The sequence below is a fragment of the Salinibaculum salinum genome, assembly GCF_037645885.1.
Taxonomy (GTDB): Archaea; Halobacteriota; Halobacteria; order Halobacteriales; family Haloarculaceae; genus Salinibaculum; species Salinibaculum salinum.
On record NZ_JBBENW010000006.1, the window covers coordinates 233,391 to 251,490 of the forward strand.

Genomic DNA, 18,100 nt, shown 5'->3' on the forward strand with positions numbered 1-18,100 from the left:
CCGACTGAGACGTATGGCAGTCGCCGATAGCGTCCGGTCAGGTCTTCGTGCTCGTCCGCGTGCCATCACCGCCGTCCTCTCGGTCATCGGGTACATACTGGTTGGCGGGGCACTCTACGGCTTCATCCCGCTCTTTCCGGAACTCTCTCGGGAGACGGTCAATCTCTTCAGTCACATCATCGCTGGCATCAACACGCTGGCACTGACTTCCCTCCTCGCCGGCGTGTACTTCATCAAGACGGACCAGGTGCGCAAACACCGCGCCGCGATGTTGACCGCGTTCTCGCTCATCCTCCTCTTTCTGGTCTTCTACCTCTGGAAGACTGGCGGGGGGTTCGAGAAAGCCATCGTCGCGCCGGAACTGGCGACGCTCGCCTACCTCGCGATGCTCGGCATCCACATCTTCCTCTCGGTCGTCGCCGTTCCGGTCGTGCTCTACGCCGTCATCCTCGGCCTCACGCACACGCCGACGGAACTGCGCGAGACCAGCCACGCCCGCTACGGTCGGATTGCCGTCACGGCCTGGAGCGTGAGCCTCGCGCTGGGCATCATCACGTACTTTCTGCTCAACCACGTCTACGCCTGGGAAGTCAGACACGCGGCGTTGCTCCTGCTCGTCGCCGTGCCATCGTTTCAGTCTGAAACAGCGGGCGCTCAGGAAGTTATGGGGAGCGAGGAGTAACTACCCGAGCTGTGCGTTGTTGAACCGCCAGAAGCCGACAGCCAGCGGCGCGACCACCCAGAACGCCAGGATGACCAGCATGAACCACCCCTGGATGTAGAACGGGTCGGCGGTTCGACCTGCCGTCCCGACCAGTTCGAGGAACTCGTCGCTCATGAACAGCTTCGTTGAGTTCAGATACGCGCCGGTCGGACTGATCGAGAAGACGAATTCGAGGAGGTTCTGGTAGTTGTCGGGGTCGCGACCGAGTTGTTCGAGGAGGAAGCGCAGCATCTCGGTGGGCTGCACGGGAAGGAAGTTCCAGACGAGGTTGAACAGGAAGAAAAAGCCGATGCTGCCACCGATGGCGCGCGACCGCGACCCGGTGGCCGCGGAGATGCCGACGGCGACGCTCACGTACGCCAGCGCGTAGAGCAGCGTCACCGCGATGAATACCAGATAATCGCCCCACTCGAAGGTCATGTCGGGGACCAGAACAATCCCGGCAACCGTGCCGACGACAAAGGCGACGAGGATTCCGGCGACGACGATTGCGGTCCGCGAGATGAGTTTCCCGAAGATGACCGAGGAGCGCTTGACTGGCGCACTCAGCGTGAACTTGATGCTCCCCGATTCTCGTTCGCCGGCCACCGAGAGGTAGGCCGCGACGAGCGCAATCAACGGGATGACGAGCGCGCCGCCGAGGCCGAGCAGCGACCACACGATAGCGTAGAAGTCCGGGTTCTCGGCGGAGCTCTGTCCCCAGAAAAACAGGAGCATAAAGAGTGTGTACAGCACGACGGGGCCCCAGACGAGTCGTGCGCGGCGCACGTCCAGGAAGTCCCGCTTGGCGATTGATCTCGTGCTCATGCCGTCACCTCCGGAGCCTCGTCGCTGGCTTCACCGTCGCGTCTCGTGGTCGCGTCGCTTCCGGTGTAGCGTCTGAACACCTCTTCGAGCGACGTATCCTCCGAGAGGATGTCCAGCACATCGGTCTGGCGGTTGACGTGCTCGATGACGTCTACCTTCGCTGCGGGGTCCGTACAGGTGACCGAGACGATATTCCCGTCGACGGTCACGTCCTGAACCTCCGCGATAGCGTCGAGTCCGAGGTCGTCGGGAACCGCGTTCACTTCCAGGTCGATAGTAGCGATCCCGCCTTCGTCGCGCAGCGTCGCCAGGGAGTCCTCGACCATCAACTTCCCCTCGCTGAGGATAGCGACGCGGTCACAGACGGCCTCGACTTCGCTGAGGATATGACTGGAGAAGAAGACGGTTGTCCCCTGCTCGGCCTGCTCCTGGATTATTTCGCGCATCTCCTGCATCCCGGTCGGGTCCAGCCCCGAGGAGGGTTCGTCGAGGATGAGCAGTTCCGGGTCGCCGACGAGCGCCATCCCGAGTGCGAGGCGCTGTTGCATCCCCTTCGAGAAGTCGCCGGCTTTGCGGTCGGCGGCCTCCGGGATGCCGACCGTCTCCAGAATCTCCATCGTATCCTCGTCGGCGTCTTTCGTCTCTTTCATCCACTCGATGTGCTCGCGGGCGGTCAGCCGTTCGAACACTTCACACCCCTCGGGCAACACGCCGGTGCGCTTGCGGACGTCCATCGACTCCGACTGGACGTCGTAGCCGAGCACTTCTGCGCTCCCCTCAGTGGGGTCGAGGAAGTTCAGGAGGATGTTAATGGTGGTTGACTTTCCGGCACCGTTGGGACCGAGAAAGCCGAACACTTCACCTCGGTCGACTGTGAGGTCGAGGCCATCCAGGGCGACGATGGCCGCTTCCCCAGACCCGAACCGTTTGGTCAGGTTGTCAGTCTGGATTGCGGGCATACACAAACGACCACCGATGTGACAGCACAAAATATTTTTTATATCTTGTGGCTGTTCCCGGGTCCAGTTCGGGTATTCCGGACCTGTCAGTCCGTTCGCGGGAGTGCGCGCGCACCCAGTGCGAACGCGACGACGGCGAGCACGGCGACGACGAGCAGGTACTCGACGGCACCTAGCCTCGCCGGGCCGTCGAAGGTGGCGAGCACGCCCGGCTGCTGGGCCGCGTCGTAGGTCACCGCGCGTACGCCGCGAGCGAAGTACGTCAGTGGCGACAGCTCTGTCGGGAGCCAGTCTGGTAACATATTCGGGTGGACGAACGTCTCGGAGAGAAAGAGCAGCGGCAGGGCGATGCCGTTGCTCGCGGCGATGACGCCGTCCTGGGAGTCGGCGTAACTCCCGAGCATCGCGCCGACGCCACAGAACAGCGCGACGCCAAGCGCGACGAAGGGGACGAGCAAGACGACGAGCGGCGAGACGGCAATCGTCGCTGTCGTCGCGACGACGAGCAGGCCGAGCAAGAGTAGTCCCGCCGCGCCGATGACGACGACGTTGACGAGCGTCTGTGCGACCAGCCACTCCGCGCGGGTCAGGGGCGTCGTGGCCAGTTTCTCGAAGCGGTTGCCGTCGCGGTGGCGCGCCACTTCGCTGCCCACCCGCGACAGCGGCGTAAAGAGCACGACGACGGCGAGATAGCCGGGCAGATACCAGCCCGGTGGTTCCGCGAAGAGGCCGCCGCTTGCGGGCTGGGTCTGGATGAGCACGCCGAAGATGACGACGATGATGACCGGGAAGAAAAAGGTAAAGAAGACTGCCGTTCGCCGCCGGAGGAAGGCTCTCCAGGCCGCCCGGAACTCCGCGCCGATGCGTCGGAGTCGGCTCACGAGGAGACCCCCTCGCCGGTCACGAGCGGTTTGTCGCCGCTCTCGAGTGACTCCCCGCTCGCAGTGACTGCCTGTCCCGTCAGTTCGAGGTACACGTCTTCGAGGTCCGGGTCGGTCCACGTCAGCGATTCGTAGGTGACACCAGCAGCCGAGAGCGTCTCGACGACCGTCCCGATAGCCTCCGGTGGGACGTTTTTGACTGTGAGTCCGTGGCTGGTCACTTCTGTGGGGTAGTCGAGACGCTCGGCAACGCCGTCCTCGATGTCGCCCTCGATACGGAGCAGACTCTCGCCACCGTGGGTCTCGATAAGTGCCGCCGGCGAGTCGACGGCGACGAGCTGGCCGTCGGCGAGCAGTCCGACGCGGTCGGCCAGGCGCTCGGCTTCCTCCATGTAATGCGTCGTGAGACAGATGGTCGTCCCCTCCTCAGCCAGGTTCTCCAGCAACCGCCAGAGTGCGCGCCGGCCGGCGGGGTCGATGCCGGTCGTCGGTTCGTCCAGCACGAGCAGGTCGGGGTCGTTGACCAGTGCCGTCGCCACGCAGGTTCGGCGCTGCTGGCCGCCCGAGAGATTCTCGTAGTGGGTGTCTGCGTCCTCCTCCATACCAACGTCGGCGAGAACGCTGTTGGCGTCGCGAGACTCGTCGTAGAGGCCGCCGTAGTACTCGACGAGTTCGCGAGCGGTCAACCGCTCGGCAGGCGTGAAATCCTGCGGAAGCAGGCCGATGCGCTCTCGGTCGACGTCTCTGGGGTGTTGGTCGAACACTGCGACGGACCCCTCGGCGTCGGTCGTTCCGGTGAGCGCGCGGACGAGTGTCGTCTTCCCCGCCCCGTTTGGGCCGACGAGCGCGAACACCTCACCCTTTCCGACGGTGAGGCTGACGCCATCGAGTGCGACCGTCTCGCCGTACCGGCGATACACGTCTTCGGCGACGAGCGCGTCCATACTCGGCAGTTGGCCGCCGACAAGAAATGGGGTTCGATTAGCCGCTGGTCGCGAGTTTCGCCGGGACGACGGTCAGCGCCCCGATTCCGATTGCGAGCGCGGCGGCGAGCGTCAGGACCGCCACTGCCTCCCCGTTGGCCGCGAACAGCGCGGTCACGACGCCCATCCAGACGGCGAACGCGAGCATCATCCCGATGATGAACTGCCGGTACAGCGCCATTCTCCGAAACTCCTGCCACGTCAGGACCGATTTGTACATGCCATGTGAGACGGGTTCGACGCCCATCAACGCTCTCCCAAAACATAACCGGCAGCCGCGCGACTCGTTGCTCGATGGCGACCCCGACTGCGATCGTTCGGTCGACGCTCGAATCGTTTACCGACGGCGTTCTCGATGCGCTTCCGGAAATTCTCTCTGGATTGCTGTTTCTGTTCATCGTCTACCTGGGCATCGCACTCGTCCGATGACTGCTCCGGACAGCGCTGTCGCGGGCGTATCCCAGCGAGCAGCAACTCGTCGTCGACTTTCTGGTCATCGTCGTGACTCTCTTTCTCTGGTTCGGTGCCGCGCTCCTCTTTCTCGACATCGTCGGTAGGGGGAGATCGCCGCGAGCCTCGGCACCGCCGCCGGGTTCATCGCACTGGGCGTCTCCTACGCCCTCTCGGAGATGATCGAGGACACCGTCGCCGGCATCTACCTGCTCAAAGACCCCGAATTCAACCCCGGCGACCGGGTCAATGCCGCGAGCATTACCGGGACTGTCACGGCTATTGGACTCCGCAAGAGCCGATTCGAACTTGACGACGGCGACGTGGTCGGGGTCGCAAACCAGGACGTGGAGTCGAAGTGGACGAAGAAAGCCGGCGACGCAGCTGCGGCGTAATATTCTTGGGCCGGTACTGGCTTGATCTGCTGGTTCGTCAGGCTTCTTCGACCAGTGTCAGGTAGTGGCCGTCGGGGTCGCGCAGTCGAACCCCGTCGTCGATGTCTCGAACCGTGAGTGCATCGTCGGCGACGCGTTCTGCCGTCGCCTCGGGGTCGTCGACGCCGATGCCGAAGTCCACGTGAACGCCACCGCGTGCATCGGCGAGGCCGAGGTGTGGCTCCCAGAGTTCGATGTCGAACGCGCCGGCGGTCATCCGGACACGCTTGCGATCGTCACCCCAGTCGACCGGTTCGAACCCGATAGTTTCGTAGAATGTCTCAGCCCGCTCTAACACCTCGACTTCCAAGACGACCTCGAACAGCCCCGACATGCCGGGTCCTGCTACGTCTGACTCACCGAGTTCGACGCAGTTGCCCTCCGTATCGTAGAAGTACAGCGACCGGGCGTCGCCGAAGGTGTGCTCGACGAGGTCGAACCGCTGGTCCAGTCGGTCGTACCAGCTGTCGTACTCCGCTGCTGGAATCGACAGCGCGTAGTGGGTGTGGAGACCGCCGCGGGGGACGCCGCTCGGCGCGCGGAGAATCAGGTCCGTCTCGCCGACCTCCAGCGCGACTTCGTCGTCACGTCGCTCGCGCACGTCCAGGTCGAGAAACGCCTCGTAGAACGACTGTGCGCGGTCGAGATACTTCACCTCCAGCGCAAGCCACCGCGGGTCTGTGAGCATGTGTGACCGTTCGGTTCGCCCGCACAAATAGACTGGTTTCCCACTGTCGCGCCGACGCAGTTTGGCGGTCTTTTTTTGCGTGGTCGAGTTCATAGTGTAGGTATGCCAATGAAAGGCTCCGGCCTGGCGACGGAGTGGAAAGAGATAGACCGGTTCGGCGACGAGGAGTCGGGCGGCGTCGGCTGGATTGCCTACCCTGACGAGCGGATGCAGCGGGCCAGCCACGCTATCGCCGTCGACGGCGACGTATACGTCATCGACCCGGTCGACGCCGAAGGTATCGATGACCTCTTTGCGGAGTTCGGTGAGGTCGCAGGAGTTGTCATCCTGCTCGACCGGCACAAGCGCGATGCAGCCGCAATCGCGACTCGTCACGACGTTCCCGTCTACGTCCCCCACTTCATGGCCGACATCAGCGACGACATCGCGGCCCCGGTCGACCCGTTTCACCGTGAACTGGCCGACACTGGGTACGCCGCGCATCCGATTCTCGATAACGTCGCCTGGAGCGAAGCCGCACTCTACAGTAAAGACACGGGCGTTCTCGTGGTCCCGGAATCGGTCGGGACCGCGGAGTACTTCCTGACTGGTCGGGAGCGACTGGGGGTCCATCCGGCACTCCGACTCGTTCCGCCGAAGAAACTCGGGCGACTTGCCCCCGACCGGGTACTAGTCGGCCACGGCGAGGGCATCCACAACGACGCTAGAGCGGCGCTTCGAGACGCTATCTCCGGCTCTCGGAGTCGGACGCCGAGTCTCTACTTCAATATCTTCAAGCGCTCGTTGCCGGTGTGACCGGCAATCCCCGACCGTGGTGATAAGTGGCCCGGTAGCGTAGACCGGGGTGTGCTGTACGCGACAGAAGGCCTGGTCCAGACGTTGCTTCGACTCGCCAGTGAGCGCGACCCGGACGAAGCGACCATCTCACTGGCAGTCACACCGGCTGGAGAGATTCCCGATACAGACCTGGATCCAGAGACGCCGGTGTTTACGCATTTTTACCTGCCCAGCGCCGGGAGCTCCGTCAACGCCGTCTTCGGTGTCGACCTCGGCACGCCGCCCGGGCAGACGCAGGGGCGTTTCGTCTCGCACCCGCAGGGAGACTTACGGCTTTCCCAGCGGGACGACTTCCACGAGATTATTTTCATCGCGGTGCCGCCCTGGACCCAGGACTCCATTGCTGCGTTCGACCGGACGGGTCACGAGCAGGAGCTAACCATCCTCGATGTGGAACCGCCCGAAGAGCAAACCCCCTGACACCGACACGTTCAGTCGAGATAGCCGAGGTCTTTCAGTTGTGCTGCGATTTCGTCGAACTCCGCCTCGGTCAGTTCCCCTTCTTGCTGGTGTTTGATGACGATACTCCGGAGTAGAAAACGGACCAGGTCGCTGGTGCTGGAGAAACTGGTTCCTTCGATAGTCTTTTCGACGCGGTCACCGAGGTCTTTCGGGATCGAGACGGTGGTGTACTCGGTCATGCCCGGGGAATAGGCAGCAGCGGGGATATGCGTTGTGTCACCCGGCGCAGCAGCTCGGGGTGAGGCAAATACGTAGTAACGCGTCGATCACTCCTCGGTCGCTGCCCACTTGTCCGCGAACATCGACGGACAGGGGTCGGTGTTGTGCGGGTCGAACGTCTGTGGGGCGTCCCGTGTGGTGAACTGTGTTGTCGCGGTACGCGTCTGTGCTATTTCCGTGGTCGGTGTTTGGATACTCATGGGTTCGGTGTTGGGCGAGATACATTCGAAAGACGACACTGCCGGGGAGTCAGAGTGAACAGCCTACCGCGCGTACTACGACCATCGTAACTCTACATCTATAGCCAACCCTAATAAATGTTCATGATGATGGTCAGGCCGTGAGAGCGAGTGTCGGTGTGGAGATATCCGCCGCTGTAATCAAGTGACGCAGTTGCGAAGCGTCAGTATGGGCCTTCTCGACCACAGAACGGCCGCAGATAACTGGTTCACACGCGTCTCGGCGTTCTACGACCCCGTCGTCGCCGAGACGTTCTGGCCCACGACGCTCCAGCGCCGACTGCTCGACAGATTGTCTCTCTCCGCAGAGGACGACGTTCTCGACGTGGGGTGTGGGACGGGGCAGACGAGTGCGTCCGTCGCCGAGCGTGCTGGCACGGTCGCCGGCGTCGACCGCAGCGCGCCGCAACTGTCTCGTGCCAGACGAAAGCACACGGCAGTCCGCGTTCTCCGTGCTGACGCTGAACATCTGCCGTTCCCCGACGACACGTTCGACGCGGTCGTCTCCGTCGGCGCTGTCATCTACTTTCCCGACCCCGTCGCGGCCCTCACCGAAGCGCGGCGGGTGACACGTCCCGGCGGGTCCATTCTCGTCGCGGGATTCAACCGTCCGGAATTTCCGTCGCTGGTTCCGACTCAGAACTGGGCGACAGTCGTCAACGAAGCACTGTTTCACACGTGGACCGACGCAGAGTCCCGCGAACAGTTCGCTGCTGCTGGCTGGGACGACATCGAAAGCGTCGTCACCGGCCCGCCGTGGCACCCACGACTCTCCCGGGTCGTCACGGCGACGACCAGTTGAGCGACTCCCGCGGGGACTCACTCACCGACGACTAATTGCTCGGGGTAGTCGGTGAGATTCTCGTAGCCGTCCTCCGTGACGACGACGAAGTCTTCGATGCGTACGCCTCCGACTTCGGGGTCGTACAGGCCCGGTTCGATAGTGATGACGTGGCCCGGCTGGAGTTCCTCGCCGCCGGGGCTGACCCGGGGGAGTTCGTGGACATCGAGTCCGACGCCGTGACCGGTGCTGTGGATGAAGCCGGTTTCGGTGCGTTCGTCGCTCCGGAGCGTCGGCAGGCCGGCGTCTTCGTACACGTCACAGACCGCGTCGTGGACTGTCTTACCAGTCGCGCCCGGTTCGACAGCGGCGAGTGCTGCCTCCTTGGCTTGCTGGGTGAGGTCGTACCACTCCCGGACCGTGTCGTCCGGTTCACCGCGACAGAACGTGCGGGTCATGTCGGCGTGGTACTTCGACGATTTGTCCCGCGGGAAGATGTCGACGATTATCGGCTCGTCAGCGAGGAGCGGACCGCTCCCCCGGTCGTGGGGGTCAGCCGCCTCGCGTCCGCACGCGACGATGGTTTCGTCCAGCGCGCAGCCATGTCGGAGTAGCGCCACCTCGATGGCCTCCTTGACGCGCTCGCTCGTCAGTACGTCGCCGTCGTGGCGGAGGCGCCCCTCCTCGTCCACGTCGGCCGACGCGATGAGGTGTTCGGCTCGCTCCATCGCGGCCTCGTTGGCTCGCTGTGCGGTCCGGATGTGGTCGACTTCCGCCTCGGTTTTTGTGGCGCGAATCTCGGTAATCGTGCCGTCCTCGTCGGGGACGACCTCGATACCCTGCTCACGAAGGCCGTCGGCAGTCCGAAGCGGGAACCGTGGCGGGACCGCGACGCTGTCGACACCGTGGGCCGACAGAAACGCGGCGTGGACGCGGTCGACGGCCTCGCGCTGTCCGGACTCCTCGATTTTTTTCTGGTGGTCGAAGTCGACGTATCGCTGGACGGTCGTCGCCGCGCTCTCTTCGACGGCCCGCCCGTATTCGAGACTGCGCGCAAAGAGTAGTCGAATCTCGCCGTCGTACAGCGTCAGGAAGGGATCGGGCGCATCGAACCCCGAGAGGTAGTACTGGTCCGAATCGTCAGAGGCAGCGTCGATGAGATAGCCGTCGACGCCCTGCTCGTCGAGCGCTGTGTCGAGTGTCGAGAGGTCACGGTTCATACCCGCTCTCCGGCGGCCACAGATAAATATCTCCGCAGACGCCGACACGATAAATATGAATACTTATCATCATGGTGTCAAACTACAGCTACATGAGCGAGCGGAGGGCGACGCGGCGGTACTATTTGCGTGGACTTGGAACGGCTGGCATCGTCGGTCTCGCTGGTTGTATCGCCGAAGACGAGACGCCGACAGACGGAGACGACGAACAGGCTGAGGACGACCCGACGCCTGCGGAAACACCTGCTAGTTCCGGATTGGAAGAATGGCCGGATTTCGGCGGCCACCTCGCCGGCGCAAACAATTTCGACGGAACCGTTGTCGACATGACCGGGCAGGACGAAGTGACGGTCAACGTCGGTGCGGGGAACTCTGGGCTGGCCTTCGGTCCCGCAGCCGTTCACGTCGACAACGGCGCGACGGTCGTCTGGGAGTGGACCGGTGAGGGCGGCGCGCACAACGTCGTCGCCGAGGACGAAACATTCAACTCCGGGTCGCCCACGTCATCGGGAACCTACAAGTACACGTTCGAAGAAGACGGCGTCTACAATTACGTCTGTGTGCCTCACGAGGCAAGCGGGATGCTCGGTGCTCTCGTCGTCGGGAACGAGTACCCGACGGCTGGCGACCCACCTGGTGAACAAGAAGTAGCAGTGGACTACCTCGCGGACGCGAACGACTACGATGGGTTCGTCGACGCTCGGGGGTTCGACGAGGTGACTGTTGCTGTTGGTGCAGACAACGGCCTCGCTTTCGGGCCACCCGCTATTCACGTCGACCCTGGAACGAACGTGTCGTGGGTCTGGACCGATAAAGGCGGGGCGCACAACGTTATCGCCGAAAACGATTCCTTCGATTCGGGCACCACCGTTGCCGATGCCGGGCACGTCTACGACCACAAATTCGCCGAGAGGGGCTTTACCCGATACTACTGCGCACCGCACAAAGGTGCTGGAATGAAAGGAGTGGTTCTCGTCGGTGGCGATACTCTCGACTCGTACAGCAGGAGGTACGACCCGTCTTCAGAGACCGACAACGGAACTGAGAATGGTGGGTCAGATGACTACCGGCAACCGGATTTCGACGGATACCTCGAGAATGCAAACAACTACGATGGGACTCTCGTCGATATGACAGGGCAGGCAACGGTGGAAATCAGTGTTGGGGGTGGTGAAACCGCACTAGCCTTCGGCCCGGCAGCCGTCCACGTGGATACTGGCGCGACGGTCGTCTGGGAGTGGACTGGTGAGGGCGGCGCACACAACGTCGTCGCCGAGGACGAGACGTTCGCCTCCGGTGACCCCGTCAGCGATGTGGGAACGACGTACAATTTCACCTTCGAACAGCCAGGAATCTACACGTACTACTGCGCCCCGCACAGAGCCGCCGGTATGAAAGGCGCAATCGTCGTTGGCACTGATCACCCGGTAGAGTAGCGGTTCAGTCCCGAACTACCTTTGGTTCAGAACTGGTAGTGAGGAATATGACGGAACGGACCACCGACGACTGCGCGTCGAATCCGCCGATACCCGGTGAGTACGACGGGGGTCACCCCGCGACGGAGCTTTTCTCGCTGCTCGGGCGTTCACACGCGATGGCGATTCTGTTCTACGTCGTCCGAGAGGAACAGCGACCCTGGCGCTTTTCCGAGTTAGAGGAGACGCTCGGCATCTCGCCGAACACGCTGTCGAGCAGGCTGGAAGAACTCGTCGAGGGTGGTCTGCTCGAACGCCGCTCCTACGACGAAATTCCGCCGCGGGTCGAGTACGAGGCGACCCAGCGCGCGCTCGACCTCGACCCGATATTCCGCGAACTCTACGAGTGGGCGAAAGAACACGGCGAGGAGACAGAACTGGTCCACGGCTCTCCGGAGTAGCCCTTAGATTGGCGCGCCGAGAACCGGCGTCCGCGCTACCGCTCCCTGAAGTAACGATACTACCAACTCCGGTAGTCGCTACGAACTACCTCGCTCGAACGCTTAACAGTTCAGCTTCCGTAGTGGGGCTACATGACCGAGTACGCCATCGAGGCCAGAGACGTGGAGTTGACCTACGCCGACGGGACGAAGGCCGTCAGGGGTATCGACCTGACGGTCCCGCGCGGTGAGTTCTTCGGGTTTCTCGGTCCCAACGGTGCGGGGAAGACGACGACAATCAAGATTCTCGCAACGCTGTTGAACCCGACCGGCGGACAGGTGACGGTCAACGGCTTCGACGTGCGCACACAGGCCCGGCAGGTCCGCGCTTCCATCGGCTACATGCCACAGGAGACCAGTATCGACCCCGAACTTACCGCACGAGAGAACCTGCGATTTGCCTGTGAGTCCTACGGGGTCCCGCGGGGGGACCGAGGCGAGCGCATCGCGGAACTGCTGGACCTGGTCGACCTCGCCGATGTCGCGGACAAGCGTGCCGACGGGTTCTCCGGGGGAATGCGAAAGCGGCTGGATTCTGCGACTGCCCTCGTTCACCGCCCGCCGCTGGTCTTTCTCGACGAACCGACGACTGGATTAGACCCAAAGGCTCGCAACCGACTGTGGGAGTACTTCGAGCGTATCAACGAAGCGGGGACGACCATCTTTCTGACCACGCAGTATCTCGAAGAGGCCGACCAGCTGTGTGACCGTATCGGCGTTATCAAGGACGGTGATATCGTTGCCGATGGCTCGCCCAGTGAGCTGAAGCGCCGCGTCGGCGGCGAGATTCTCGACATCGAACTCGCTGACGGCACGGACGCCAGCGAGCGCGCGGCCACGGTGGCCCACGAGTCTGATCTCTTCGAGAGCGGTGTCACTATCGACGTAACCGACGATGGCATTAGCATCACGTCCGAGCGCGCCCGCTCGCACGGAACGGATCTGCTGGTCGCGCTCACGGAGGCAGGCCTCACGGTCACCGGATTCAACATCCGCGCGCCGACGCTCGACGATGTGTTCCTCGCGATTACCGGCGAGCGTGCCGAAGATGTCGAGGACGGCTCGCAGGACGATACTGCTGGTGAGCCGGAATCGCAACCGTCGGAGGTGTCACAATGAGTACGCCGTCAGCCGACGGGGAGACGCCCGACGAGCAGTCTCCTGGAATCGGGAGTGCCACGACCAGCAACACCTTCGTCGGCGATTTCTGGGTCAACTTCAAGCGCTGGAATCTGAAGGCCGTCCGCAATCCATTCGTGCTGGTCGTCTCGCTCGTCCAGCCGATTATCTTCCTCGTTCTCTTTACCCAGGTCTTCGGCGGAATCGCGACGGAAGCCATCAACCGGGGTGGCGCAACCATCACCTACGAAACCTACCTCGTCCCGGCTATCGCGATGCAGGTGGCACTGGCGGCGGCGGCAACGTCGGGCGTCGGACTGGTCAACGACATCGAACAGGGGATGTTCGAGAAGGTGCTGGTGAGTCCGATGAGTCGCGTCGGCGTCTTCGCCGGCAAGAGCGGCGCGGAACTACTCCGCATTGCCTTTCAGATTGCTATTATTCTCGTCCTCGGTATCGCGCTCGGCGCGACCATCGAGACGGGTATCGTGGGCGCACTCGGAATCATGGCCGTCGGCATCCTCTTTGCCATCTGGTTCATGTCGCTGTCGAATATCATCGCCGTCATCACGCGCGACCAGGAGTCGACGATCATCGGCGCGAACCTCCTTCAGTTCCCGCTGCTTTTCGTCTCGACCGCCTTCCTGCCACTCGATGCACTCCCCGACTGGATCGGTCTCGTCGCCACGTTCAACCCCGTCACCTACGGGGTCGACGCTGCCCGCGCTATCATCCTCGGCCAGGACGTGATGACAGTCATCGAGGTGACCCAGTTCGGTGGGATCTGGAACACGCTCGTTCCGGCAATCGGTATCTTGCTGGTACTCGACATCGTCCTCGGGGCGATTGCTGTGGTGATGCTCCGCCGTGCGACGAGCGCGGACGTGCAGTAAGGTCTTTTCTCTGTCCGAGGTTTTCCAGTGTTCTCGCTCCCGCACGTGTCATGCACTGATCGGGAGGCGTTATCCTCATGACACGGCCCCACAACGTGTCCGTATGGACGTAGACATCTCCCGGTCGACGGTCAGTGGGGAGGCGCAGGCGCCGCCCTCGAAGAGTTACACGCACCGCGCGATTCTCGCAGCAGGCTACGCCGACGGCGCGACAGTCCACGACCCGCTCGTGAGTGCAGACACCCGCGCGACCGCACGCGCTGTCGAAGCTTTTGGGGGTAGCGTTGCCCGCGACGAAAACGCCGGCACGATGGAAATCGACGGCTTCGACGGGACGCCCGACGTACCGGACGACGTCATCGACTGTGCCAACAGCGGCACGACGATGCGCCTCGTGACGGCAGCGGCCGGACTCGCCGACGGCCTCACCGTGCTCACCGGCGACGACTCGCTTCGCTCGCGCCCGCAGGGTGCACTCCTCCGTGCGCTTGACCAGCTCGGCGCGCGCGCCGAGAGTACGCGCAGCAACGGCCAGGCACCGCTCGTGGTCGGCGGGCCAATCGTCGGCGGCACGGCCGCCATTCCCGGCGACGTGTCCTCGCAGTTCATCACTGCCCTCTTGATGGCCGGCGCGAACACCGACGCCGGCATCGACATCGCTCTAGAGACCGAACTCAAATCTGCACCCTACGTCGATATCACGCTCGAAGTGATGGACGCGTTCGGCGTTCAGGCCCGGAAGACCAAACGCGGTTTCTCGGTCGCCGGCCACCAGACCTACGATGCTGGTGACGGCTACAACGTCCCCGGCGATTTCTCTTCGATGTCGTATCTGCTCGCGGCGGGCGCGCTCGCGGGCGACGACAGCGTTACGGTCACATCTGCGTATCCGAGTGCACAGGGCGACCAGGCAATCGTCGACATCCTCGAAGCGATGGGTGCGGCCGTCGACTGGGGCCGCGATACCGGCGAGATTGTGGTACAGAATAGTGCCCTCGAAGGCATCGAAGTCGGGGTCGAAGACACGCCGGATCTCTTGCCGACGATTGCGGTGCTGGGTGCCGCCGCCGACGGGACGACCCGAATCACCAACGCAGAGCACGTCCGGTACAAGGAAACAGACCGCGTGAGCGCGATGGCCGAGGCGCTGACGAAGATGGGTGCGAGCGTCGAGGAAGAGCAGGAGACGCTGACCGTCCACGGCGGCGACACCGACCTGCAGGGAGCGACTGTCGACGGGCGCGCTGACCACCGCATCATCATGGCGCTGGCTATTGCCGGACTGGTCGCCGAGGGAACGACGACGATTCGGGGTATCGAACACGTCGACGTGTCCTTCCCCGAATTCTTCGACGTGATTTCGGGACTGGGTGCGAGCGTGCGGCGGGAGTGAACAGGGCGACGAAAGATTCAGCCGAACGCTTTTGCGTTCGTATGTACAACGTACATACACAGATGGGGACCAAGCGGGTGAACTTCAGATTGCCGGAGGAGTTGGTCGAGAAGGCAGACCTCGCAGCGGAAGTCACACACAGAGACCGAACGGACATTGTCACGGCGGCGCTCCGGGAGTATCTGGACGAGGTCGAGGGAGACGATTCGTTCCGGGAGGCAGTCGTCGAACTCTACCTCGACGATCAAATCGGTTTCGAGGAGTTGACTGCGGTTCTGGGTCGACAGGACGCCGAATCGGTTCGGGCGTCGAAATCCCTGCTCGACCGCGGCGAGGAGATAGCCGACGGCCTCGCGGAGTTGTAGATGCTCGTGGCCGACACCAGTGCGCTCGTCTCCGTAGCGACTGCAGATCTGTTAGAAACACTGCTGGCCGAGTTCGACGTACACACTACCGAACGTGTCGTGACCGAACTCGAGAAGACTGCGGACTACCCGGACAGTCACGGAAACGCGGCGGACGCGGTACTCGATATGCAAGAATCGCTCACCGTACACACCATCGACACTCCTCTCGAATCAGCACGTATCGACGAAGGGGAAGGGAGCTGTGCGATACTCGCCAGTGACCTCGATGCGCCGTATCTGCTGACTGATGACCTTCGAGCACTCCCAGAACTGGAAACTGCGACGACCGCCCAGGTTGCTATCTCACCGTTGTTACTCCGGGCACTGGTCAAGCGGGGTGTGCTGGACGACGAGGAAGCGCGCCAGCGTCTCGAACGGCTAGCGGAGAAACGTGATTGGCTCGGGGCACCGATCTACCGCCGCGCTCGGCAGTTGTTCGAGGAGTGAATGGTCTTTCTCAACATCTAAATGCCAGCGCCCCACAGAAACTCCCAATGAACGGGAATCGCTTTGGCAGACTCTTTCAGGTGACGACCTACGGTGAGTCCCACGGGGAGGCGATGGGCTGTACCGTCTCCGGCGTCCCCGCCGGTGTCGAACTCTCCGAAGAGGACATTCAGGCGGAACTGGACCGCCGAAAGCCGGGCCAATCGATGATCACGACGTCGCGGGGAGAACCCGACGAAGTCACGATCAACTCGGGGATGCAGGACGGCTACACGACGGGCACCCCTATCGGGATGGTCATCCAGAACAAGGACGCCCGCTCAGGCAAGTACGAGCCGTTCGTGACCGCGCCGCGGCCCTCCCACGGCGACTACACCTACTCCGCGAAGTTCGGCACGCGAAACTGGGGCGGTGGCGGACGCTCCTCGGCCCGCGAGACGGTCAACTGGGTTGCCGCCGGCGCGATTGCAAAGGAGATTCTCGACCAGTCCGACTACGACGTACAGGTCAAGGCCCACGTCAACCAGGTCGGCGACATCGAAGCGCCAGCGGTGAGCTTCGAGGAGATGCTCGAACACACAGAGGAGAACGAAGTACGCTGTGCCGACCCGGAGACGGCCGAGGAGATGCGCGAGGCAATCGACGAGTACCAGCAAGCAGGCGACTCCATCGGTGGCTCCGTCTATTTCGAGTGCCGCGGCGTCCCGCGCGGTCTCGGTGCCCCCCGTTTTGACTCCTTTGCGTCCCGTCTCGGACAGGCGGTCTTCTCGATTCCCGCGACCTCCGCCTTCGAGTTCGGGAAGGGCAAAGAGACCAAGACGATGCGTGGCAGCGAGCGCAACGAGGACTGGGAGTTCGACGACGGCGAGAGCCACCCCGAGACGGTCAGCGAGGAAGGCGACCCCGTCCCGGTCGGCAACGACCACGGCGGCCTCCAGGGGGGGATCACGACCGGGGAACCAATCTACGGCGAGGTGACCTGGCACGCCCCTACCTCGATTCCGAAGACCCAGGAGACTGCAGACTGGGAGACCGGCGAGCGAAAGGAGATTCAGGTCGTCGGCCGCCACGACCCGGTGTTGATGCCGCGCGGCGTCCCCGTTCTCGAAGCGATGCTCAACCTGACGATTCTGGACTTCATGCTCCTCGGTGGGCGTATCAACCCCGACCGTCTCGACGACCGGCCCGGCGAGTACGACACCGACTATCACCCGTCCAGTCCCGTCAACGACCCCGACGATGCGGACACGCACGCCGAAACTATCGACGACGAATAGATGTATCCTCCACTGCAATTCTCGACGGCTGTCGCCGGAATCGCTCGCGAAAAGTACGCCGAATGGGGGATGATCCAGCCCGACGTGCCGGGTTCGTATCTGGAACAGCGGTACACCGACGAGGCGTCGGCGTTCGTCGACGTCGACGGTGCCCGCGTCCACTACCGCGACGAGGGGCCCCGTGACGCGCCGGTTTTGCTCGCACTCCATGGCGTCTACTCCTCGCTGCATACCTGGAATGGGTGGGTCGACGCATTCGAGGACGTGCGGGTCGTCCGTCTCGACTTGCCCGGCTTCGGTCTGACCGGCCCGAACGAGAACGGGGAGTACAGCCTCTCGTACTACGTCGGTTTCCTCGACGCGTTCTGTGAGACAATCGGACTCGACGAGGTGGCACTCGCGGGCAACTCACTCGGCGGGGCAATCGGCTGGCGATTCGCGGTCAACCATCCGGAACGGGTCCGAAAGCTCCTCTTGCTGGACGCTGGGAGACAGCAACTCGTCCCACCGGAGACAGAGTGGCTCCTCTCGCCCGGATTCGACGTGGTGCCGCGGTACTGCACTCCGCGGGCGTCGACGCGGGCGATTCTCAGGGACGCGTACGGTGATACGGACAAATTGACGGGTGACATCGTTCGACGGTACCACGACCTTCTCTTGCGGACGGGCAACCGCAGGGCAGTCATCAAACTGGCGCAGAACGCGACGCCGGCACCGTTCGAACCCACTGCAGTCTCCTGTCCCACGCTCGTCCAGTGGGGTGAAGAAGACGACTGGCTCCCACTCTCGCTCGGCAAGCAGTTCGTCGACGAGATTCCCGACGCAACACTGCAGACCTATGCCGGTGTGGGGCACGTTCCGATGGAGGAGGCACCGGACGCGACGTCCCGCGACGCCGCAGCGTTCCTGGACTGACACGCGCCTGCACTTGTCGAAGCCTGCCATCAGCGAACGGAAAGGGCCAA

Annotated in this window: 22 protein-coding genes and 1 pseudogene; 14 read left to right on the top strand and 9 right to left on the bottom strand. The window is 63.1% G+C overall.

Translation table 11 applies throughout. The features are described 5' to 3' along the window. The first annotated feature begins 13 nt into the window (after positions 1-13). Positions 14-682, top strand: a complete 669-nt coding sequence (locus tag WDJ60_RS08205; RefSeq protein ID WP_340099872.1) for a DUF420 domain-containing protein — start codon at positions 14-16, stop codon at positions 680-682. Here WDJ60_RS08205 and WDJ60_RS08210 read toward each other — a convergent pair whose 3' ends face one another. The 5 genes from WDJ60_RS08210 to WDJ60_RS08230 all read right to left on the bottom strand — a co-directional run bounded on the left by WDJ60_RS08210 (position 683) and on the right by WDJ60_RS08230 (position 4,601). Beyond that, positions 683-1,531, bottom strand: coding sequence for an ABC transporter permease subunit (locus WDJ60_RS08210; protein ID WP_340099873.1), 849 nt, complete (start codon positions 1,529-1,531; stop codon positions 683-685). Continuing rightward, entirely contained in the window at positions 1,528-2,490 is a 963-nt protein-coding gene (locus tag WDJ60_RS08215) for an ABC transporter ATP-binding protein (RefSeq protein ID WP_340099874.1), read from the bottom strand. The genes WDJ60_RS08210 and WDJ60_RS08215 overlap by 4 nt, the downstream gene beginning before the upstream one ends. An 86-nt stretch (positions 2,491-2,576) precedes the next feature. Next, complete coding sequence (locus WDJ60_RS08220; protein ID WP_340099875.1) at positions 2,577-3,371, bottom strand: ABC transporter permease; 795 nt, start codon at positions 3,369-3,371, stop codon at positions 2,577-2,579. Continuing rightward, complete coding sequence (locus WDJ60_RS08225) at positions 3,368-4,315, bottom strand: ABC transporter ATP-binding protein (RefSeq protein WP_340099876.1); 948 nt, start codon at positions 4,313-4,315, stop codon at positions 3,368-3,370. Before WDJ60_RS08225 ends, WDJ60_RS08220 begins: the two co-directional genes overlap by 4 nt. Positions 4,316-4,352: 37 nt before the next feature. Further along, positions 4,353-4,601, bottom strand: a complete 249-nt coding sequence (locus WDJ60_RS08230; protein ID WP_340099877.1) for a hypothetical protein — start codon at positions 4,599-4,601, stop codon at positions 4,353-4,355. Positions 4,602-4,648: 47 nt separating this feature from the next. Between WDJ60_RS08230 and WDJ60_RS18830 the strand changes: the two are divergent. Continuing rightward, positions 4,649-5,199, top strand: a pseudogene (locus WDJ60_RS18830) (mechanosensitive ion channel domain-containing protein). Positions 5,200-5,236: 37 nt separating this feature from the next. Here WDJ60_RS18830 and WDJ60_RS08245 read toward each other — a convergent pair. Next, the gene (locus WDJ60_RS08245) at positions 5,237-5,926 is read right to left on the bottom strand and encodes a VOC family protein (RefSeq protein ID WP_340099880.1); all 690 of its coding nucleotides are present in this window, start codon (positions 5,924-5,926) and stop codon (positions 5,237-5,239) included. 102 nt (positions 5,927-6,028) lie between these two features. Between WDJ60_RS08245 and WDJ60_RS08250 the strand changes: the two genes are divergently transcribed. Together WDJ60_RS08250 and WDJ60_RS08255 are read left to right on the top strand one after the other, a co-directional pair. Continuing rightward, entirely contained in the window at positions 6,029-6,721 is a 693-nt protein-coding gene (locus WDJ60_RS08250) for a hypothetical protein (protein ID WP_340099881.1), read from the top strand. A gap of 51 nt (positions 6,722-6,772) precedes the next feature. After that, the gene (locus tag WDJ60_RS08255) at positions 6,773-7,183 is read left to right on the top strand and encodes a JAB/MPN domain protein-containing protein (protein WP_340099882.1); all 411 of its coding nucleotides are present in this window, start codon (positions 6,773-6,775) and stop codon (positions 7,181-7,183) included. 11 nt (positions 7,184-7,194) lie between these two features. Here WDJ60_RS08255 and WDJ60_RS08260 read toward each other — a convergent pair whose 3' ends face one another. After that, positions 7,195-7,404, bottom strand: coding sequence for a ribbon-helix-helix domain-containing protein (locus WDJ60_RS08260; RefSeq protein ID WP_340099883.1), 210 nt, complete (start codon positions 7,402-7,404; stop codon positions 7,195-7,197). 87 nt (positions 7,405-7,491) lie between these two features. Then, complete coding sequence (locus tag WDJ60_RS08265; protein WP_340099884.1) at positions 7,492-7,644, bottom strand: hypothetical protein; 153 nt, start codon at positions 7,642-7,644, stop codon at positions 7,492-7,494. A gap of 208 nt (positions 7,645-7,852) precedes the next feature. Here WDJ60_RS08265 and WDJ60_RS08270 point away from each other — a divergent pair, with 208 nt between their 5' ends. Beyond that, positions 7,853-8,485, top strand: a complete 633-nt coding sequence (locus WDJ60_RS08270; RefSeq protein ID WP_340099885.1) for a class I SAM-dependent methyltransferase — start codon at positions 7,853-7,855, stop codon at positions 8,483-8,485. 17 nt (positions 8,486-8,502) lie between these two features. Here the strand turns inward: WDJ60_RS08270 and WDJ60_RS08275 are convergent, their stop codons facing one another. Beyond that, positions 8,503-9,684, bottom strand: coding sequence for a M24 family metallopeptidase (locus tag WDJ60_RS08275; RefSeq protein ID WP_340099886.1), 1,182 nt, complete (start codon positions 9,682-9,684; stop codon positions 8,503-8,505). A gap of 92 nt (positions 9,685-9,776) precedes the next feature. Here WDJ60_RS08275 and WDJ60_RS08280 point away from each other — a divergent pair, with 92 nt between their 5' ends. From WDJ60_RS08280 to WDJ60_RS08320, 9 genes are all read left to right on the top strand, one after another. Then, a complete protein-coding gene (locus WDJ60_RS08280; RefSeq protein WP_340099887.1) occupies positions 9,777-11,120 on the top strand; it encodes a halocyanin domain-containing protein in 1,344 nt (447 codons plus the stop codon). Between the two features lie 47 nt (positions 11,121-11,167). Further along, the gene (locus WDJ60_RS08285; protein WP_340099889.1) at positions 11,168-11,560 is read left to right on the top strand and encodes a winged helix-turn-helix transcriptional regulator; all 393 of its coding nucleotides are present in this window, start codon (positions 11,168-11,170) and stop codon (positions 11,558-11,560) included. Positions 11,561-11,692: 132 nt separating this feature from the next. Then, positions 11,693-12,718 (top strand): ATP-binding cassette domain-containing protein, encoded by a 1,026-nt coding sequence (locus WDJ60_RS08290; RefSeq protein ID WP_340099890.1) that lies wholly within the window; start codon positions 11,693-11,695, stop codon positions 12,716-12,718. Further along, on the top strand, positions 12,715-13,611 hold the full coding sequence (locus tag WDJ60_RS08295) for an ABC transporter permease (RefSeq protein ID WP_340099891.1): 897 nt from the start codon (positions 12,715-12,717) through the stop codon (positions 13,609-13,611). Before WDJ60_RS08290 ends, WDJ60_RS08295 begins: the two co-directional genes overlap by 4 nt. Positions 13,612-13,714: 103 nt before the next feature. Continuing rightward, positions 13,715-15,004: a 3-phosphoshikimate 1-carboxyvinyltransferase gene (gene aroA, locus WDJ60_RS08300; protein WP_340099892.1), complete on the top strand. Its 1,290-nt coding sequence runs from the start codon at positions 13,715-13,717 to the stop codon at positions 15,002-15,004. 62 nt (positions 15,005-15,066) lie between these two features. After that, on the top strand, positions 15,067-15,369 hold the full coding sequence (locus WDJ60_RS08305) for a ribbon-helix-helix protein, CopG family (RefSeq protein WP_340099893.1): 303 nt from the start codon (positions 15,067-15,069) through the stop codon (positions 15,367-15,369). Next, positions 15,370-15,858, top strand: coding sequence for a PIN domain-containing protein (locus WDJ60_RS08310; RefSeq protein WP_340099894.1), 489 nt, complete (start codon positions 15,370-15,372; stop codon positions 15,856-15,858). Positions 15,859-15,905: 47 nt separating this feature from the next. After that, positions 15,906-17,135, top strand: a complete 1,230-nt coding sequence (gene aroC / locus WDJ60_RS08315) for a chorismate synthase (RefSeq protein WP_340099895.1) — start codon at positions 15,906-15,908, stop codon at positions 17,133-17,135. After that, a complete protein-coding gene (locus tag WDJ60_RS08320) occupies positions 17,136-18,050 on the top strand; it encodes an alpha/beta fold hydrolase (protein WP_340099896.1) in 915 nt (304 codons plus the stop codon). The last annotated feature ends 50 nt before the right edge of the window (positions 18,051-18,100 follow it).

Excerpts from the sequence above, each read along its gene's own strand:
- WDJ60_RS08205 (WP_340099872.1), top strand. The coding sequence starts at position 14 with ATGGCAGTCGCCGATAGCGTCCGGTCAGGTCTTCGTGCTCGTCCGCGT.
- WDJ60_RS08210 (WP_340099873.1), bottom strand. The coding sequence starts at position 1,531 with ATGAGCACGAGATCAATCGCCAAGCGGGACTTCCTGGACGTGCGCCGC.
- WDJ60_RS08215 (WP_340099874.1), bottom strand. The coding sequence starts at position 2,490 with ATGCCCGCAATCCAGACTGACAACCTGACCAAACGGTTCGGGTCTGGG.
- WDJ60_RS08225 (WP_340099876.1), bottom strand. The coding sequence starts at position 4,315 with ATGGACGCGCTCGTCGCCGAAGACGTGTATCGCCGGTACGGCGAGACG.
- WDJ60_RS08230 (WP_340099877.1), bottom strand. The coding sequence starts at position 4,601 with ATGGGCGTCGAACCCGTCTCACATGGCATGTACAAATCGGTCCTGACG.
- WDJ60_RS08245 (WP_340099880.1), bottom strand. The coding sequence starts at position 5,926 with ATGCTCACAGACCCGCGGTGGCTTGCGCTGGAGGTGAAGTATCTCGAC.
- WDJ60_RS08250 (WP_340099881.1), top strand. The coding sequence starts at position 6,029 with ATGCCAATGAAAGGCTCCGGCCTGGCGACGGAGTGGAAAGAGATAGAC.
- WDJ60_RS08260 (WP_340099883.1), bottom strand. The coding sequence starts at position 7,404 with ATGACCGAGTACACCACCGTCTCGATCCCGAAAGACCTCGGTGACCGC.
- WDJ60_RS08265 (WP_340099884.1), bottom strand. The coding sequence starts at position 7,644 with ATGAGTATCCAAACACCGACCACGGAAATAGCACAGACGCGTACCGCG.
- WDJ60_RS08270 (WP_340099885.1), top strand. The coding sequence starts at position 7,853 with ATGGGCCTTCTCGACCACAGAACGGCCGCAGATAACTGGTTCACACGC.
- WDJ60_RS08275 (WP_340099886.1), bottom strand. The coding sequence starts at position 9,684 with ATGAACCGTGACCTCTCGACACTCGACACAGCGCTCGACGAGCAGGGC.
- WDJ60_RS08280 (WP_340099887.1), top strand. The coding sequence starts at position 9,777 with ATGAGCGAGCGGAGGGCGACGCGGCGGTACTATTTGCGTGGACTTGGA.
- WDJ60_RS08285 (WP_340099889.1), top strand. The coding sequence starts at position 11,168 with ATGACGGAACGGACCACCGACGACTGCGCGTCGAATCCGCCGATACCC.
- WDJ60_RS08290 (WP_340099890.1), top strand. The coding sequence starts at position 11,693 with ATGACCGAGTACGCCATCGAGGCCAGAGACGTGGAGTTGACCTACGCC.
- WDJ60_RS08295 (WP_340099891.1), top strand. The coding sequence starts at position 12,715 with ATGAGTACGCCGTCAGCCGACGGGGAGACGCCCGACGAGCAGTCTCCT.
- aroA (WP_340099892.1), top strand. The coding sequence starts at position 13,715 with ATGGACGTAGACATCTCCCGGTCGACGGTCAGTGGGGAGGCGCAGGCG.
- WDJ60_RS08305 (WP_340099893.1), top strand. The coding sequence starts at position 15,067 with ATGGGGACCAAGCGGGTGAACTTCAGATTGCCGGAGGAGTTGGTCGAG.
- WDJ60_RS08310 (WP_340099894.1), top strand. The coding sequence starts at position 15,370 with ATGCTCGTGGCCGACACCAGTGCGCTCGTCTCCGTAGCGACTGCAGAT.
- aroC (WP_340099895.1), top strand. The coding sequence starts at position 15,906 with ATGAACGGGAATCGCTTTGGCAGACTCTTTCAGGTGACGACCTACGGT.
- WDJ60_RS08320 (WP_340099896.1), top strand. The coding sequence starts at position 17,136 with ATGTATCCTCCACTGCAATTCTCGACGGCTGTCGCCGGAATCGCTCGC.